At 45.9% G+C, this 16,272-nt stretch carries 14 protein-coding genes and 1 other RNA gene; 5 read left to right on the plus strand and 10 right to left on the minus strand.

Annotated features, from left to right (window positions below):
• Positions 1-31: 31 nt before the first annotated feature.
• Positions 32-1,774, minus strand: a complete 1,743-nt coding sequence (locus tag KHO06_RS03090) for an amidohydrolase (RefSeq protein ID WP_212582087.1) — start codon at positions 1,772-1,774, stop codon at positions 32-34.
• Positions 1,775-2,156: 382 nt separating this feature from the next.
• On the opposite strand from KHO06_RS03090, the gene KHO06_RS03095 reads away from it, so the two are divergent.
• Together KHO06_RS03095 and KHO06_RS03100 are read left to right on the plus strand one after the other, a co-directional pair.
• Entirely contained in the window at positions 2,157-3,485 is a 1,329-nt protein-coding gene (locus tag KHO06_RS03095) for an aspartate aminotransferase family protein (RefSeq protein WP_212582088.1), read from the plus strand.
• Positions 3,479-4,315: a 3-keto-5-aminohexanoate cleavage protein gene (locus tag KHO06_RS03100; protein ID WP_212582089.1), complete on the plus strand. Its 837-nt coding sequence runs from the start codon at positions 3,479-3,481 to the stop codon at positions 4,313-4,315. Before KHO06_RS03095 ends, KHO06_RS03100 begins: the two co-directional genes overlap by 7 nt.
• Positions 4,316-4,363: 48 nt before the next feature.
• On the opposite strand, the gene KHO06_RS03105 is transcribed toward KHO06_RS03100, so the two are convergent.
• The 6 genes from KHO06_RS03105 to smpB all read right to left on the minus strand — a co-directional run bounded on the left by KHO06_RS03105 (position 4,364) and on the right by smpB (position 10,726).
• The gene (locus KHO06_RS03105) at positions 4,364-5,731 is read right to left on the minus strand and encodes a Na+/H+ antiporter NhaC family protein (protein WP_212582090.1); all 1,368 of its coding nucleotides are present in this window, start codon (positions 5,729-5,731) and stop codon (positions 4,364-4,366) included.
• A 179-nt stretch (positions 5,732-5,910) separates the two neighbouring features.
• Positions 5,911-6,486 carry a DedA family protein gene (locus tag KHO06_RS03110; RefSeq protein ID WP_212582440.1) on the minus strand — a complete coding sequence of 192 codons (576 nt, stop codon included), beginning with the start codon at positions 6,484-6,486 and terminating at the stop codon, positions 5,911-5,913.
• A 145-nt stretch (positions 6,487-6,631) separates the two neighbouring features.
• On the minus strand, positions 6,632-8,674 hold the full coding sequence (locus KHO06_RS03115; protein WP_212582091.1) for an FUSC family protein: 2,043 nt from the start codon (positions 8,672-8,674) through the stop codon (positions 6,632-6,634).
• Between the two features lie 99 nt (positions 8,675-8,773).
• Complete coding sequence (locus KHO06_RS03120) at positions 8,774-9,667, minus strand: LysR family transcriptional regulator (RefSeq protein WP_212582092.1); 894 nt, start codon at positions 9,665-9,667, stop codon at positions 8,774-8,776.
• A 137-nt stretch (positions 9,668-9,804) separates the two neighbouring features.
• Positions 9,805-10,172: a transfer-messenger RNA gene (ssrA, locus tag KHO06_RS03125) on the minus strand.
• A gap of 68 nt (positions 10,173-10,240) precedes the next feature.
• Positions 10,241-10,726 carry an SsrA-binding protein SmpB gene (gene smpB, locus KHO06_RS03130; protein ID WP_005424760.1) on the minus strand — a complete coding sequence of 162 codons (486 nt, stop codon included), beginning with the start codon at positions 10,724-10,726 and terminating at the stop codon, positions 10,241-10,243.
• Between the two features lie 118 nt (positions 10,727-10,844).
• Here smpB and KHO06_RS03135 point away from each other — a divergent pair, with 118 nt between their 5' ends.
• Positions 10,845-11,288 carry an SRPBCC family protein gene (locus tag KHO06_RS03135; RefSeq protein ID WP_038890695.1) on the plus strand — a complete coding sequence of 148 codons (444 nt, stop codon included), beginning with the start codon at positions 10,845-10,847 and terminating at the stop codon, positions 11,286-11,288.
• A complete protein-coding gene (locus KHO06_RS03140; RefSeq protein ID WP_005533748.1) occupies positions 11,278-11,634 on the plus strand; it encodes an RnfH family protein in 357 nt (118 codons plus the stop codon). The genes KHO06_RS03135 and KHO06_RS03140 overlap by 11 nt, the downstream gene beginning before the upstream one ends.
• Positions 11,635-11,775: 141 nt before the next feature.
• Here KHO06_RS03140 and bamE read toward each other — a convergent pair whose 3' ends face one another.
• The 3 genes from bamE to nadK all read right to left on the minus strand — a co-directional run bounded on the left by bamE (position 11,776) and on the right by nadK (position 15,478).
• Entirely contained in the window at positions 11,776-12,135 is a 360-nt protein-coding gene (gene bamE / locus KHO06_RS03145) for an outer membrane protein assembly factor BamE (RefSeq protein ID WP_005424693.1), read from the minus strand.
• 363 nt (positions 12,136-12,498) lie between these two features.
• Positions 12,499-14,163 carry a DNA repair protein RecN gene (recN, locus tag KHO06_RS03150; protein WP_005424702.1) on the minus strand — a complete coding sequence of 555 codons (1,665 nt, stop codon included), beginning with the start codon at positions 14,161-14,163 and terminating at the stop codon, positions 12,499-12,501.
• Positions 14,164-14,593: 430 nt separating this feature from the next.
• Complete coding sequence (gene nadK, locus KHO06_RS03155; RefSeq protein ID WP_212582093.1) at positions 14,594-15,478, minus strand: NAD(+) kinase; 885 nt, start codon at positions 15,476-15,478, stop codon at positions 14,594-14,596.
• A gap of 145 nt (positions 15,479-15,623) precedes the next feature.
• On the opposite strand from nadK, the gene grpE reads away from it, so the two are divergent.
• Positions 15,624-16,220: a nucleotide exchange factor GrpE gene (grpE, locus tag KHO06_RS03160; protein WP_005533732.1), complete on the plus strand. Its 597-nt coding sequence runs from the start codon at positions 15,624-15,626 to the stop codon at positions 16,218-16,220.
• The last annotated feature ends 52 nt before the right edge of the window (positions 16,221-16,272 follow it).

Genomic DNA, 16,272 nt, shown 5'->3' on the forward strand with positions numbered 1-16,272 from the left:
GAGGCGGTTTTGATTCAAACGTTTGATAGCTTTAGCGTTGATAAGCGGTTTCACCTCGGCTGATAGTTTGTTGGACTTTTAAGTCCTTCAAAGTGTCAGGTTCTACCTTTAGTGGGTTTTTATCTAAGATGATCAAATCAGCGTTTTTACCGACCTCTAAACTGCCTTTTGTTGTTTCCTCAAAGTGCTGATATGCCGGCCAAATCGTCATGGCTTGCAGTGCCGTATAGGCATTTACTCTTTGATCTGGTCCCAACACTTTATCGGTTCGAGTGGTTCGGTTTACGGTTGCATCTAACACTCGGAATGAGCTTGGTAAAGCGACAGGTGCGTCGTGGTGAGTGCTGAACATCAAACCTGCATTTCGTACCGCTTTAGTTGGCGAGATAAAGTCCGCTCTAGGGTGCCCCAGAACAGACTCAGCGTGCCAATCACCCCAGTAGAATGTGTGCATTGGGAAGAGAGATGGGAATATCCCCAGTTCCGCCAAACGGTCAATTTGATCTTGGCGAATGGTTTGCCCGTGTATTAGAACTGGACGTCGGTCTTTTTTACCGAGCTTTTCGTTCGCTTTTTCTACAGCATCAATAAACTGCTCGATGGCGGCGTCCCCATTGGAGTGCGTCAGTACCTGCCAATCGTTTTTAAACGCGGTTTCAACGTATTGATAAGCTTGCTCATCTTTGAAGGTCGGATACCCAAGATAACTTTTGGACTGTCCATGAGGTGGGTGGAAGTATGGCTGTGTTAACCATGCTGTTTTTCCTTGTGGTGAGCCGTCAAAGTTAAGTTTAACGCCTCCAATACGGAAGTGATTTGTGTAAGTAGGAGAGTTGTATTCAGAGCTCATAAACTCGCTGCTTGAAACCATATCCGCATAAGCCACCAAGTCGATAAGTAACTTACCCTCTTTGGACGCACGCTTCATTGCTTCATAACCTTCGGTGGTCGCGCGACCTTCTTGAGCGGTCGTGTAACCATATTCGGCATACATCTTTTGAGCCGCTTCGAGCATCATGTCTTGTAGCTCGAGGTCAATAACTTTAGTGAGGCCGAAGAGCATAGCAAAGTGCGCATTTTCTTCTAATACCCCATTTGGTTCTTGGCTGCCTTCCATCCGACGAATTACACCACCCTGAGGATCTTGAGATTCTGCTGTGATGCCGGCTAACTCAAGCGCTTTGCTGTTCGCGACACTTAAGTGCCCAGAGGTGTGAATAATAAGAACGGGTTTGTCAGTGCTGACTTTGTCTAAATCTGCTTTGGTAGGGTAGCGATCAAGCTGTGCATCGTCATAACCAAATCCTAGGATCCAACCTGTTTTTTCTATGAACAGGCGTTGTGTATCGCCTTGATCGGCCGACTTTAGAATGGCCACAATGTCATCTACTGTGTCTGCTTGACCATCAGGAGAAGGAAGCACATTTGCCACCATTGCCTGCAAGCCAACACCATAAACATGGCTGTGAGGATCAATAAAGCCGGGGAGTAAAGCTTTCCCTTTTAAATCAACCAACTGGGTCTTGCCAAATTTATGCTCCATTGCGCCTTCTTTGCTGCCGACATAGATGATTTTCTCTCCTAATGTTGCAATCGCTTCAGCGTATTCTGGGGTATCTCCGGCCATTGTGAGGATATCGCCACCAAAGAATATCTTATCGGCAGCGGTCACTTTAATTGGCTCGGCAACGGCTTCTGCTTGTTTAGTTTCGTCTGAAAAACAGCCTGTTAGTGCAAGACTGGAGAGGGCGAAAGGAATCCATGTTGATTTCATATAAAGGCTCCGTAATGGCATATGCTTTAATCAATCTAGTGCATATTGAAGAAGAGCGTTGCGATGTTGATTTGATCTTTAATCCAGATCAGATAAATAAGTGATGCTTATGTGGAATTTGCTAGCAAGCACTGAGTTTTAGAAGCTTAGTTTTAGAAGGGAAACGAAGGGGCTTTATCCGTTATTAATATAGCTTTCGGTCACCTGTAGTCCTCCCTTGAATAAAGCTGAGTATATTTTTCTAAGGTTCTTATTTGTAAGGTTTTTTTAGTATTTGGGTTATGGTATTCCAAATGCTCATGGCGGTGCACTTTTCTTACCTTGCTTATAAATCGTATCTTCCTGACTATGCTTAGAAAATAGTCACTAGGAAGGGACGTTCATGTCTTACGTGTTTCACCGCCATTGCCACACCAAGTTGCCTACTATCGCCAGAGGGGAAGGGGTTTATCTGTTCGATAGCCAAGGTAATCAATATCTCGATGCTTGCGGTGGCGCTGCCGTATCAAACCTTGGGCACAGCCACCAAGCTGTTAAACAAGCCATGCTCGACCAAATCGAAAAAGTATCTTTTGCTCACACTGGCTTTTTTACTAGCGAAACTAGTGAGCAGTTGGCTGAGCTGATTTGCCAGCAAATGCCATCACACTTCAATCACGTCTACTTAGTCAGTGGGGGCTCTGAAGCGGTTGAATCTGCACTAAAGATGGCAAGGCAATACTTTGTGGAATGTGGCAAACCTGAGAAAAAGCAGTTTATTGCCCGCCAACAAAGCTACCACGGTAATACACTTGGTGCGTTGGCTGTTGGTGGTAACGAATGGCGGCGTGAGCCTTTTAAACCCATTTTGCACCCAAGCCATCACATTGCGCCGTGTTATGCCTATCGTCATCAAAGAGAAGACGAATCAGAACTCGATTATTCACTGAGAGCTGCCAATGAGCTTGAAGCTAAAATTTTAGAACTGGGCGCGGATACCGTCATGGCGTTTGTTGCAGAGCCGATTGTTGGCGCAACAGCTGGTGCAGTGCCTGCCACTCAAGGTTACTTCAAACGAATACGAGAGATTTGCGATCGCTATGATGTGCTGCTGATCATGGATGAGGTGATGTGTGGTGTTGGACGCAGCGGTAGCTTTTTTGCTTTTGAACAAGAGCAGGCCGTCCCGGATTTAGTCTGCATGGCGAAAGGATTAGGGGCGGGTTATCAACCTATCGGTTCCGTTGTTGCCAATGATAAAGTCTATCAAGCGATCGCGTCTGGTAGTGGCTTCTTTCAGCACGGGCATACCTTTATGGCGCACCCTGTTGCGTGCGCGGCTGCCGTTGCAACCATTCAGACCATCGGTGACCAAAAGCTCCTGCAAGCCGTCAATCAACAAGGAGCAATGTTAAAAAGAGAACTCGAGTTGGCGCTTTCAGACTTCCCGTATGTTGGGGATATTCGTGGTAAAGGGCTGTTTCTTGGCATTGAGCTTGTAGCAGACAAAGTAAGTAAAATCCCGCTGCCTAATTCAACTTTGGCAGACAAAAAGATCAAGCAACAAGCGATGAAAAATGGACTGATGTGCTACCCAATGGGCGGCACGATTGATGGTGTAAATGGGCATCATATCCTTCTTGCACCGCCTTTTATCATCGAACGAAGCCACATTGACGAGCTGGTGGAAAAGCTCACTCGTACACTTAGAGAGGTGTCGCAGAAATGGTAGTGAACTCCCAAACTAAAAGAGCTCGAATCGCGATTATTGTTGCGCCCAATGGGGCGAGAAAAACCAAGCAAGACCATGCTCAATTGCCGATTAATATTGAAGAAATGGTTGCCGAGGCGAAAGCATGTCAAACGGCAGGGGCTACCATGATCCATTTGCACGCGAGAGATGCGCAAGACAGGCATTCTTTAGAGGTAGATGACAACTTAGAAATCTACCACGCGGTGAAAGCTGCGGTTGGAGATTCGATGATTGTTCAGCTCACGACTGAGGCTGTTGGTATGTATTCACCACAACAACAAATGGCGCTGATCAAAGCGGTTAAACCAGAAGCCGCTTCCTTTGCTTTGCGTGAACTGATTCCTGATGAGCAGAGTGAAGAGCAAGGTTTTGTCTTTTTTGATTGGGTCGCTGAACAGGGTATTCTCAGTCAAATCATTTTGTATGATCAGGCAGACATCGAACGCTATTTCTCCCTAAGAGAGCGAGGCGTTTTACCAAAGCAAAACCAACACGCGTTAGTGGTACTTGGTCGATATCATGAGGCTCAACAATCTTCGCCATGGGATTTACGGGCACTGTATTTGGAGCGCTTTATCGAAGAGAACGTTAGATGTGCCGTGTGCGCGTTTGGTGCGAGAGAGCAAGACTGTTTAACTCATGCAATGTTACTGGGATTGGATGTTCGGGTTGGCTTTGAGAACAACCATTTAAGTGCAGATGGTCAGCCAGCGAATTGTAATGCGGAGCAAGTTCAACGACTAAAAGAGGTCAGTAAATTGCTCGATGTGCCCCTGCATGATGCGGAGAGTTTTCGAGAGTCCATTTAGTCACGGACACAAAAAAGGCTCCAATCGGAGCCTTCTTAAAATCTAATTTTAGCTTTCAGCCTGAGTTACAGACTGACGCGCTGGATGCTTGATAAACACCGCCACGATTGCTGCAATTGCAAGCGCGAAACAGTAGTAAGAGTTCGCGACGACTTCTAGTGGAGAAAGGTGAAATACCGAGCCCAGTAGCAGAACTTGTGCGCCGTATGGCAATACACCTTGGATAACACATGAGAAGATATCCAACAAACTTGCAGAGCGACGTGGTGATACGTTGTTCTCTTCTGCCAGTTGACGAGCCACGCTACCTGATACAATGATGGCAACGGTGTTGTTGGCGGTACAGGTATTCACCATCGCAACCAGGCCAGCGATACCTAACTCACTTGCGCGGCTACTGACGTTCAGAGAATGCTTTGAACTAAATTTAGCTATCATGTTACTTACAAGATTTGTCAGAAATGCTAAGCCACCCTGGCGGCGCATGAGTTCACTTAAACCACCGATTAGCATCGATAGTAAGAAGATCTCTTGCATATTAGTGAAGCCAGAATAAACATCATTTGCAAGGTTAGCAACGGCGTAATCTTTCACAAAGGTCAAGCAGCTAATTCCTGCTAAGCCTATCCCTATTGTCAATACGACGAAGACGTTCACTCCGGAAGCGGCTAGTACAAGAATAGAGATGTAAGGTAAAATCTTAAGCCATTCAATAGCCCCAGTCTCGGGTAATACCGCTTCCGTACTAAAGTAAGTAAAAATTGCAATAGCGACTAAGGCTGCTGGTATTGCTATGCGGACATTCTCTCTGAATTTATCCTTCATTTGGCATCCCTGAGAGCGTGTTGCCGCAATTGTAGTGTCCGAAATTATCGACAGGTTATCACCAAACATGGCTCCACTCAGTACTACACCTGCGGTAAGAGGAATGCTCATGCCAGCAGACTGCGCAATACCCAATGCTACTGGAGCTATAGCGGCAATGGTGCCCATTGACGTACCCATCGCGGTCGCAATAAATGCAGAAATCACGAAGATACCCGGTAAGATTAAGCCAGAGGGTAAGGTAGCCAAGCCAAAATTAACCGTTGCATCGACACCGCCAGATGCTTTTGCTACCGATGCAAAAGCGCCTGCAAGCAAGTAGATCATGCACATGGCGATGATGTCGGAATGACCAACACCCTGCATAAAATGTTCAATTGCTTTATTGAGCTTATCTTTACTTAGAATAAGAGCGAGAATCACCGCTGGCAAAGCAGCGATTGGTGCTGGGAATTGATAGAATGCCAGAGCGACACCCTGAAAAGAAAGATAAGTGCCTACGCCAATAAACAGCGCAAGGAATAGCACTAAAGGTAAAAGTGCGACCGCTGATGGTGCGATTGCTTTATTAGAATTTTTAGAACCAGACATGTGAACGACAACATAATCAATAAATAAGGCGAGCAGACTAATCTGACACCAAAGACTTGTCAACGTCTAGACGTCTAAATGGCTAGTTATTTTTAATCCAAAAGACCAATAAAAAAGGCTCACATAACATATCTTATTGATACCGTGAGCCTTTGCGGAATTACATTGGTTTAGAGCATTTACGCTTTTTTTCGTTTGACAAGTGCGAAGATCATCAGTGAGAACAGCAGTGCTGCACTAGACCAAACCACGTAGCGATGATCGGTATAGAACTGGCTAAGGACGCTCAAGTGCTCAAACGTAAAGTTGGTGAGCAAACTGAATACGGCAACCCAAATGGTGGTTGCAAGCGCGTTACCCAACAAGAACTCTTTGCGCGGCATCTTAGCAATACCGCAAGCAAGCGGCATAAACTGCTTCATCCCTTCAACAAAGCGACTGACAACTAAACAAGCAGGACCATACTTCTGAATCGTATTTTGTAGCTTCTGCATTTTGGGGCCAGAAATATAGCCTTTCTTGTCTAACCAACCTTCAAAGTTGTAGCCAATCAGGTAGCCGCACGTGTTGCCAAAAAAGCAACTCAACCAAGAGACTATCATCACTAAGCTAAGGTTCATGACATGCTCAGATGAGATGATAGACGCTGCAATCATCAGCGATTGCCCCGGCATCGGAATACCAATGCCTTCAAGAAAGATGCTGACGATAAGGGCGAGATAGCCATATTGCTCAAGCAGCGGCTTCATCGCCATCAATAGTTCATTTATGTGTTCCAAACGCTTTCCTCTAACAAAAGTGGAACGAAGCTGGAGTGATACTCCTGTTAGTTAGCTTGGTCAATCGACGTTGTTCTCCGTCAGTAAAATCTGACATTCCGTTGATAATAGTGGCGCGTATTTAGTCTCTTAGATTGCGCCTTACTAAGTCGTGCATTTGCTTAATTGTCATCAATGCTAGCCAGATGATCTCTTCGACAGATCGTTGACCAGCCCTTGAGGAGGGATGATCGGCATCGGTTTTATTGCTCAGTGCTGGCAGTTCATGAACACGATTGTCACGAATCGTACTGATCAACGCATCCATCGCATTATGAATCAGGCATTCGACTTGCGTTGAGCCTTCATAATGGGTGCCCGTTCTCACTAGAGGGATCAGCAAGCAAAGGTAGTGACTCAACAAGCGATAATGGCTCAACATATCTTCATAATAATGTGGATCGGCACGAGTGTGCCTTGGCTCTTGTTGCATCTCGTTGTAAATCAGTTCAAGGTCGCTTTCAGCGGTGAGCATAGCGGCACGTTGCTTAGTGAGCGCCATATGATCACGTTGCTCTGTGTCGACTTGTAACTGCTCATAGCAATACACAAATAAGCTTTTTGAACTATCGAGTGCTTTTAATGCTTGGGTATGAATCTCCTTACCTCGCCACTGTGGCCACAATAAGCCATAGCCGAGTAGGACAATTGCGCCACCGACGACATTGTCTATCAAGCGCGGAGCGGCAAAGTCGAGCCCTTGGTGTGCCATGGTCTGATAAACCAAAATCAACAGTGCGGTAATACAGCCAATCGCCAGCGAGTAATGACGCATAATATTGAGCATTGCGACAGGTAATAGAACTGCGATCAACACAAGTAGAATGGTCGTCGGAACACCAAGGTGAATCAATGAGGTGGCGAACAGTACCCCAAGCGCTGTACCTAAACAGCGTTGCCAAGTTTTACTTCGGGTTGCCAAGAAGCTCGGTTGAATGACCATCAACATGGAAATCAACACCCAATCCGGGCGAATCAATTCAAAGTATTCGGCAATCCCAGCGCCAAGAGCAAACATCAAACCAACGCGAGTCACGTGGCGCCAAATCGGGTTGCCTCGACTTGGTAAACGAAAAGACAGCTCGAATGGTTGCACCTCAAAGGAGCGTTCATAAGCGGGTTCATTGAGCTCAATGCGACGAGAAATATGCTTGACCGCGTATGCCCAGTAGCGAAAGCGAGGTTGGTCTTCTAGCTTCACCGCCTCAATCAAATCATGGGCTTCCTGCTCTAGTGAGCTCAAGTGTTCCATCTCTTCATGCGTGTTATGCAAAAGCTGCTTGGCTTTGTGTCTTAATCTTTGCTGACAGTGTTGGCTCCAAACCAAGAGCAGATCTCGTTTTGGTTTACTGGATTGAAATTGCTTAAGCAGATCAGGGTTGCTGGTATGGCTGCTCAAGACGACTTCAAACGTATCGAGCGCCAAAAACAAAGCCTGACGTAGAGAGTTGGCATCTTCATGTTTAGAGCGAAAAGATTCTGATTGCAGCGCTTGCTGAAACAGTTCAATCAACTGATATTTGATGCGTCGTTTCGGGGCATCGTTTTCGCTTCCAAGTAAAAAAGCTTGGCGATATTGAATATAGTCCGCCAGCGTCTCGTAAATCGCAGAAAGACATACACGCAGCGCGTAATGTTTCCATAAGGCAAACCAAAGCCAACTGAACAGCGCAAAAATGAGTGGTCCCAACACCAACATAGGATAGAGACCAAGTACCGCGCTGGAATTATGTAGTGACAAGCTCACGACCGCGATCAGTAAGCTCGACATGCCAAGGCGTCCCCAAAACGGACCATTCACTGCTGCACTCGCCAATACTGCTCCCATCGCGCCGTAAGTCAGCCACAGTGGTAAGCCCATATTCAGCAGGGAATAACTGATGACAAGCGTAATGCTCCACGTGAAAGCGGTAATTGCAAAGCGTGTCCAACGCCTAGGACCGGCAGTGTCTAAACCACTGATCAATGCTGCAGGCATGGTCATTAAAGCCGTCATGGCGAGATTGATTTGGTTGAATAGCACACCCAACCCCATGAACAGAACAATCGCGCTGGTGGCACGCAGACCAAGGTTGACAGAAGGGGAGTACCAGATTTTACGCAAAAAGGCAGGAGATAACGTCATAAACCCTCATTACAGTTGGCAACCCCTTCAGTGTAACGCGAATATCTTTTGATGTGCTGGCTTCAACCACAGATTGAAAAATTGAAGCGGAGTCGTTATCTAACCGACGCCTTCTCCAAGCTGAGTAAATAGCCAATCATTGAACAGCGAGACTTTTCGCGCCGCTAGACGGTAGTTCGGCACAAATACGTAATAGCCATAATGGCTATGCATACGCAATTGTTGGATGTGGTGGACCTCATCTCTCGACATCGCCTGTTGCACCATGAAATCAGGCAGGAGGGCAAGCCCTTTGCCAAGCTTTACCGCTTCATAAGAAAGATAGAAATGCTCATGACCGACAGGGTGATAATGAATCGCGCTTTGCAGAGATTGTTCTAGTTTGAACTGCTCCCACAACTGCGGGCGCGTTGTTTGAGGAATAAAAGCGAAATCCGTAATGGATTGTTTGTCGTTACACGTTGAAGAATTTGATGGGCCAGTTAGCAGCAGCGTTTCTTGACGCAACAATCGACCATGTTCGTAGTGACTGGAGAGAGGAAGGCAACGGATGGTGATGTCGCTGTCTACGTCTAACTGATTTATTGGACCATCACTGGTGCGAACTTTAACGCGGATATCAGGATGGGTTTGATGGAATGCATCAATGTTCGGCACCAACCACAAACTGGCGAAAGAAGGCGTGACATCGACTACCAATAATTCTTGCTCTGTGTCGGTTTGGATCAAGCTTGCCGTCGCATGTTGGATGATCTCCAACGCTTCAGTTACCTTGGGTAAGTAACGTTTTCCCTCTTCGGTGAGCTCAATACCGTTGATACCACGTTGAATTAAAGGCAGCCCGACCAGTTGCTCTAACGTCGCAATCTGTTTGCTCACGGCACCTTGAGTCACGCACAAACTCTCTGCCGCTTTAGAAAAACTCAGCTGGTTAGCAACCGCCACAAAGGTTCGAAGTGCACGAATAGAAGGGTATTCACTGCCTTTTAGCATGATCTCATGTCCATTGATGAATGCTTAACCACAGACTAAGAGATTTTGGCTTGGAGTCAAAGCGATGAGTTGAGGGGGGATGCAAATTGCAGATACAAAAAGGGCCAACCCTTTCGAGTTGGCCCTTTCCAAACGTTTGGTGGAGCTGGCGGGAGTTGAACCCGCGTCCGAAAACCTTTCATCATTGGTACTACATGCTTAGTCGATCTTTAAATTCACCACCCACCTGCGAACCGACACGCTAGTAAATGACTATCCTGAATTATAATTCGCCGTTCATCTCTCAGGCGGGAGAATCCGGGCTAGCGCGTTTGGGTTTGATCCCTCGTTGGTCCCCGTCTTACGTGCGGAAGCTAGGGCGAGAGAGCTCTGAGCAGGTTATTAAGCTGCTAGTGCGTAGTTTTCGTCGTTTGCGACTATTTTTTTGCGGTTTGTTAACGAGGCCTACCGCACCTCGGCATGCACCTCAGACTTCTGAATTCCCGTCGAATCCTAAATCAGCCCCAGAGGTAATATCGGCATAGTAACAGAAAAGCCTAGGCTGTCCAGTACTATGCGTCTAAGTGGTCAAGTTTAACGCAGTGAACTCTTCATTACGCGCGCTTTTTCACGAGCCCAATCTTTTTCTTTCAGATCGGTACGTTTGTCGTGAAGCTTTTTACCTTTCGCAACACCGATTTTGATCTTCACCCAAGAGCGAGACCAGTACAGTGACAACGCGGCTAGCGTCATACCTTCACGGTTGATGCGACCAAGAAGGTTGTCGAGTTCACGACGACTCATCAATAGTTTGCGCACGCGTGTAGGGTTTGCGACAACGTGAGTAGAAGCTTGGTTAAGAGGAGTGATCGTCATCCCGCTGACAAAAGCTTCACCATCACGCATGAAAACGTAGCTTTCAGCGATATTGGCTTTGCCTTGGCGAAGTGCTTTCACTTCCCAGCCTTGTAGCTCCATGCCGGCTTCAATTTCATCGTCAATGAAGTATTCGTGGCGAGCTTTTTTATTAAGCGCGATAGTGTTGCTACCCGCTTTTTGCTTTGATTTTTTCTTTACCATAATGGCCTCATTATACGGGTTGGATATACGTTAGGAAATCCTTTTATTTGCGCTATCGTCGAATAAAAGTAAAATTGGCACAAGTCTTAAACTTGTACGCGTATCGATAGGAGTGTGTATGAAGCAAATCAGCCGTTCTGCTTTGGTGTCTTTTAGTGCAGAGCAGATGTTCGATCTGGTCAATGATGTTTCGAAGTATCCTGAGTTTCTACCTGGTTGTTCAGGTTCACGAATCATTGAGTCTTCGGGCGAGGGTATGGTGGCTTCTGTCGATGTAGCAAAAGCAGGTATCAGCAAGACATTCACCACGTCTAACGAGCTTATTCCAGGCCAGGCTATCATGATGAACTTGGTTGATGGACCATTTAAGACGTTGCGTGGTGGCTGGATCTTTACCGCACTTGACGAGCAAGCGTGTAAAGTGGAGCTCAAGCTTGAGTTTGAATTCTCAAGCAGAATGATCGAAATGGCTTTCGGCAAGATTTTCAACGAGCTCACCAGTAACATGGTGAATGCTTTTACCAATCGAGCGAAACAGGTGTACGAGTGCTATGAGTATTGAGTCGGACATGATTCACGTTGAGGTGGTGTATGCCTTACCTCAAGAGCAGCGAGTGTTTAACTTGGTGGTGAATAACCATGCCACTGTTGAAGAGATTATTCGTCAGTCTGGTGTGCTTGAATTGTACCCAGAGATTGATTTGAAGAAGAACAAAGTGGGTGTTTATAGCCGCAACGTTCGACTAGATGCGACGGTTCGAGACAAAGACCGAATCGAAATTTACCGTCCATTATTGGCGGATCCAAAAGAGATTCGTCGCAAACGAGCTGAGCAAGCAAAAGTGGCTGGCAATGCAGACCCAGTGACGGGCGGTAAGCCAAACGCCTTGAGAAAATCAGCGGAATAATGCTTGAAGATATAAAACAAAACCTCCCAACTGGGAGGTTTTGTTGTTTCTGGAGCTTACTTTTCTCGCTCTGTGCGCGCCAGCCGAAATAAAAAAGCCTCCGTGCGGAGGCTTTAGGAATACTGCGAAAATAAAGGTTGTTTACTGAATCTTCTCGTAAAACGCATCGCTTTTCGGGTAGTCACCTGTGATGTCTGCCAGTGTGCCTTGGTCGTTAAAGTTAACGATAAGATCTTTTTGCACTGATTCACCGTGACCTGGAGTGTGGTGGTAAATGTAGTACCACGTATTTGGGTAGCCATTTTCAACCAACATAGGTGAACCAAGAACGTAGCGAACCTGTGCTTTAGTCATCCCAAACTTTAATTTATCAACCGCACTTTGTTCTACATAGTTGCCTTGGTTGATATCAATACGATAAACCAGTTTTTCCAATACCGAACATCCTGTCAGCAATGTCATTGCTAATGGTACGGCAACTAACCACTTCTTTAATTGCATAATAATTTCTTAGTAACCTTTAAAATACTGCGCTGATAATAAACAAGCTCGACGCAGATGTAAAAAGCTATGCGTCGTATGGTAGGAAATCTGACAACGAATTTTGAGTTGAGTTGCATTTATTCGTCGATATTGCACGCTAAATGTCGCAACCTTACGCACATTAGTGGGATGACATATCGCAAACTTCAATCAGTCATGCGGATAATGGACAATTTCAAGTAGCGTACTGAGCCGTCTGTTTTTTTAGTCTTGGGCAAACCCATGTTAGTAATGCTCCAACTCAACAAGGATAGGGACGAGATCTAAGCAGTCGGTTTTGCTGATTGCTCTGATATCCACTTCTCATCCCTTGCCGATCTGTTAAGCCGCGATAAGCAGTTCTTTTGCGTTTGCCAATGTAGAGTCAGTGATTTGGCTGCCACCAAGTAGGCGAGCGAGTTCTGCCACGCGTTGTTCTTCATCTAGTGAGCGCATTTGTGTTTCAGTTTGGCCGCCTTTGGTGTGTTTGGCTACAAACATTTGTTGGTGACCGCAGCCAGCAACTTGCGGCAAGTGGGTTACACACATTACTTGAGTTGATTCGCCCAGTTTGCGCAGCATCTTGCCGACAACAGCTGCTGTTGGACCACTGATACCTACGTCCACTTCATCGAAGATCAAGCTTGGTGTGTCAACTTTCTGCGCTGTGATCACTTGGATCGCTAAGGAGATACGTGATAGCTCACCACCCGATGCCACTTTAGCGATAGGTTGTAATGGTTGGCCTGGGTTGGTTGAAACCAAGAAGCATACGCTGTCCATGCCTAGTGGAGATGGATGCGCGTTTTCGTTGTTCACTTCGATACTGAACACGGCTTTTTCCATGCTCAACTCGTGCATGCTTTGCGTGATCAGCTTGTTCAATTCTTTAGCATAGCGGCTGCGTGATTTGTGCAGTTTTTCTGCTTGAGTTAAGAAGCTTTGGTATTTCTGCTCCACTTCTTGTGCTAACTCATCTAAGCGTTCATCCGAGCAATCTAGTGCTTCGATTTGTGCCAGCAGATCTTGGTGGTGCTGGTACAGCTCATCAGGCATCACATGGTGTTTGCGAGCCATCGACATCACTTTAGAAAAGCGTTCTTCGACATAAGCCATGCGACCCGGATCGACGTCAATGCCATCAAGGTAGCTGCGAAGTTCGTTTTTGGTCTCTTCTAGCTGGATCATTGCTTCTGACAGCATGTTTGGTAGTTCAGCGAGTTTCTCATCTAATTCCGCTAATTGGATTAGGGAGTGATTGGCCGATTGCAAAATACCAAGCGCATTGACTTCTTCACCTTCGTAAATAAGTTCGATGGCTTGCTGACAGGTAGCGGCAAGTTCACCGCTGTTGGACAGTCGTTTGTGCTCTTGCTCGAGCTCTGCGAATTCTTCTTCACCTAGCGATAACTCATTCAGTTCTTTGATTTGGTATTCAAGCAACTGTTTTTGTGCCTGGTTTTGCTGGCTGTTCTCTTTTAGCTGCTTAAGGTTATTGTCTGCCTGACGCCAATGCTGGTAAGCACTGCGTGTGCTTTTTAATAGGTTTAAATGTCCTGCATATTGGTCAAGCATGGCCATTTGATGCTCGCTTTTCATCAATTGATGATGTGCGTGCTGTCCATGGATGTTGATCAACAACTGCCCAAGAGATTTGAGTTGTGAAAGTGGGACTGGGCTGCCGTTGATGAAGGCTCTAGAGCGGCCTTCTTTGGTGATGATGCGACGCAAGATACATTCGCTGCCATCCAGCAGGTCGTTATCTTCTAGCCAACGCGTTGCGTGTAGATTGTTGTCCAGTAAAAAGGCAGCGCTGACTTCGGTTTTTTCTTCGCCTTGTCGCACCATGCCTGCATCGGCACGCCCGCCTAAACAAAGACCTAAAGCATCAATTGCAATGGATTTACCTGCACCTGTTTCACCAGTGATGGTGGTCATGCCCTTTGAAAGCTCGAGCTGTAAAGACTTAACAATCGCAAAATTATTAACACTTAGATGAGCCAGCATTTTTATTTACCTGTATAACTGAACAATACTGTATAAGAAAACAGTATATACTGTTTCTTTATACAGTAAAGGTGGGTGCGGTATTTTTTATGAAAGAAGCGCTTTTTTGTGATGGAGAAAGGAAAAATAGGTCGCGTAAAATAAAACGATTTATTTAAATTGAATAAGTTACGGTCGATTCGGATTAATTGTGAGCGGTTCAAAAACGGCTACGGTATTAGTTGTTGCTTTTAGGTGAGCGGCATTCAGAGGTGCCTACATCAGGAAGGAGAATTATCGACAAAGTCACCCGGTGTGATAAGGCGGAGCATCAGGAATTGCATCGATAATTGGGTTAGTGACTCGAAAAGTGATGGGATAAAACTAATAGTTGAGCGCTTATTTCTGCTTTTTCAAAAAAGGTTGATGCTTTCACATCAACCTTTGTTTATTAAAACAGTTTGCTTGACCAACCAAGTTTGTTTCTTAGTACGTGGTAGTAGCTGTAGTCTTTGGGATGAATTAGCTTAAGCACGTTTGGGCTTTGATAGATATGTATTTCATCACCCGGAGACACTGGTAGGGAGACTTGCCCGTCACAGCTCACTTCTTGTGTGCCGCGGTTTTCTGGTGACACGATCAGCTTAATACGGCGCTTACCATCCACCACTAGTGGTCGGCTTGAAAGGGTATGTGGAAACATTGGCACCAAAGATATCGCGTTTAAGCTTGGCGACAGAATTGGACCACCACCAGAAAGCGAGTAGGCAGTCGAACCTGTTGGAGTAGAGATGATTAAACCATCGGCACGCAGCGAAAACGCAAAGCTGTCATCAATATAAACTTCAAACTCAATCATGTGCGCCACTTGCCCTGGGTGAAGCACTGCTTCGTTCAAGGCCGCGTTATGGCTCTTGATTTGTCCGTGGCGATGAATCTCTGCTTCTAACAAAAAGCGCTCTTCTTCGATGTACTCGCCTTTCAGTACAGCCTTTAATGCTTCTTTGAAGTCGTCCGGATTTAAGTCCGTTAAGAAGCCTAAGTTACCACGGTTTACACCGATGACGGCCACGTCAAAGCGCGACAAAATACGCGCTGCGCCCAGCATATTGCCATCACCGCCAACAACGATAGCGAGATCCGCGTTTTTACCCAGTTCAACGAGGCTAGCAAATTGGCTTTGCGGGATTTCGTCTAAAATTGCAGCAAGGCGATCATCGATAAACACTTGGTAACCTTCGGATGTCAGCCATTCGTACAACTCTCTATGAGTTTGAATTGCCTGCTGATCTCGTGGTTTTCCGATAATCGCGATCACGTTACATGGGTTTTTCATAGCATTTCCGCATTAAAGAGGCTTGAATCAGGAATCTTCATCCCCATAATAATGGCAAGTTACCTAAATATGCGAATTTTTATGTGGTTAAAGCCCACAAAACGTGAGTGGCTTTAAGGACATTAAGTTGAATTCTGGAGATATCATGAGCAACGAAGAAAACAAAGTTACAGAAGAAGAGCTTGATCAAATCATCGAAGAAGCGGAGAAAGTAGAAGCGGCAGCACAAGAAGCTGAAGCAGAACTTGAAGACATTGGTGATGAGAAAGACGCTAAGATTGCTCAACTAGAAGCAGCACTACTGTCTAGCGAAACAAAAGTGAAAGACCAGCAAGATGCGGTTCTTCGCGCTAAAGCTGAAGTAGAAAACATGCGTCGTCGTACTGAGCAAGAAATCGATAAAGCTCGTAAGTACGCTCTGAACAAATTCGCTGAAGAACTACTTCCAGTTATCGATAACCTAGAGCGTGCAATCCAAGCTGCAGATGCAGAGCACGAAGTGGTTAAGCCAATTCTTGAAGGTGTTGAGCTAACGCATAAGACATTTGTAGACGCAGTATCGAAATTTGGTTTGAAAGAGATCAACCCAGAAGGTGAAGCATTCAACCCTGAATTCCACCAAGCGATGTCTATTCAAGAGAGCCCAGATCACGACTCGAACACAGTGATGTTTGTGATGCAAAAAGGCTACGAGCTAAACGGCCGTGTTGTACGTCCTGCAATGGTTATGGTTGCTAAGTAATCAGTTAACCCATTGATATAAATATATTAAAACGCCCGCTATTCAATAGCGG

Source organism: Vibrio sp. B1FIG11, from assembly GCF_905175335.1.
Taxonomy (GTDB): domain Bacteria; phylum Pseudomonadota; class Gammaproteobacteria; order Enterobacterales; family Vibrionaceae; genus Vibrio; species Vibrio campbellii.

Coding starts and splice junctions, on each gene's coding strand:
- KHO06_RS03105 (WP_212582090.1), bottom strand. CDS start 5,731: ATGTCTGGTTCTAAAAATTCTAATAAAGCAATCGCACCATCAGCGGTC.
- KHO06_RS03115 (WP_212582091.1), bottom strand. CDS start 8,674: ATGACGTTATCTCCTGCCTTTTTGCGTAAAATCTGGTACTCCCCTTCT.
- KHO06_RS03135 (WP_038890695.1), top strand. CDS start 10,845: ATGAAGCAAATCAGCCGTTCTGCTTTGGTGTCTTTTAGTGCAGAGCAG.
- smpB (WP_005424760.1), bottom strand. CDS start 10,726: ATGGTAAAGAAAAAATCAAAGCAAAAAGCGGGTAGCAACACTATCGCG.
- KHO06_RS03110 (WP_212582440.1), bottom strand. CDS start 6,486: ATGGCGATGAAGCCGCTGCTTGAGCAATATGGCTATCTCGCCCTTATC.
- recN (WP_005424702.1), bottom strand. CDS start 14,163: ATGCTGGCTCATCTAAGTGTTAATAATTTTGCGATTGTTAAGTCTTTA.
- grpE (WP_005533732.1), top strand. CDS start 15,624: ATGAGCAACGAAGAAAACAAAGTTACAGAAGAAGAGCTTGATCAAATC.
- KHO06_RS03140 (WP_005533748.1), top strand. CDS start 11,278: ATGAGTATTGAGTCGGACATGATTCACGTTGAGGTGGTGTATGCCTTA.
- KHO06_RS03100 (WP_212582089.1), top strand. CDS start 3,479: ATGGTAGTGAACTCCCAAACTAAAAGAGCTCGAATCGCGATTATTGTT.
- KHO06_RS03095 (WP_212582088.1), top strand. CDS start 2,157: ATGTCTTACGTGTTTCACCGCCATTGCCACACCAAGTTGCCTACTATC.
- KHO06_RS03120 (WP_212582092.1), bottom strand. CDS start 9,667: ATGCTAAAAGGCAGTGAATACCCTTCTATTCGTGCACTTCGAACCTTT.
- KHO06_RS03090 (WP_212582087.1), bottom strand. CDS start 1,774: ATGAAATCAACATGGATTCCTTTCGCCCTCTCCAGTCTTGCACTAACA.
- nadK (WP_212582093.1), bottom strand. CDS start 15,478: ATGAAAAACCCATGTAACGTGATCGCGATTATCGGAAAACCACGAGAT.
- bamE (WP_005424693.1), bottom strand. CDS start 12,135: ATGCAATTAAAGAAGTGGTTAGTTGCCGTACCATTAGCAATGACATTG.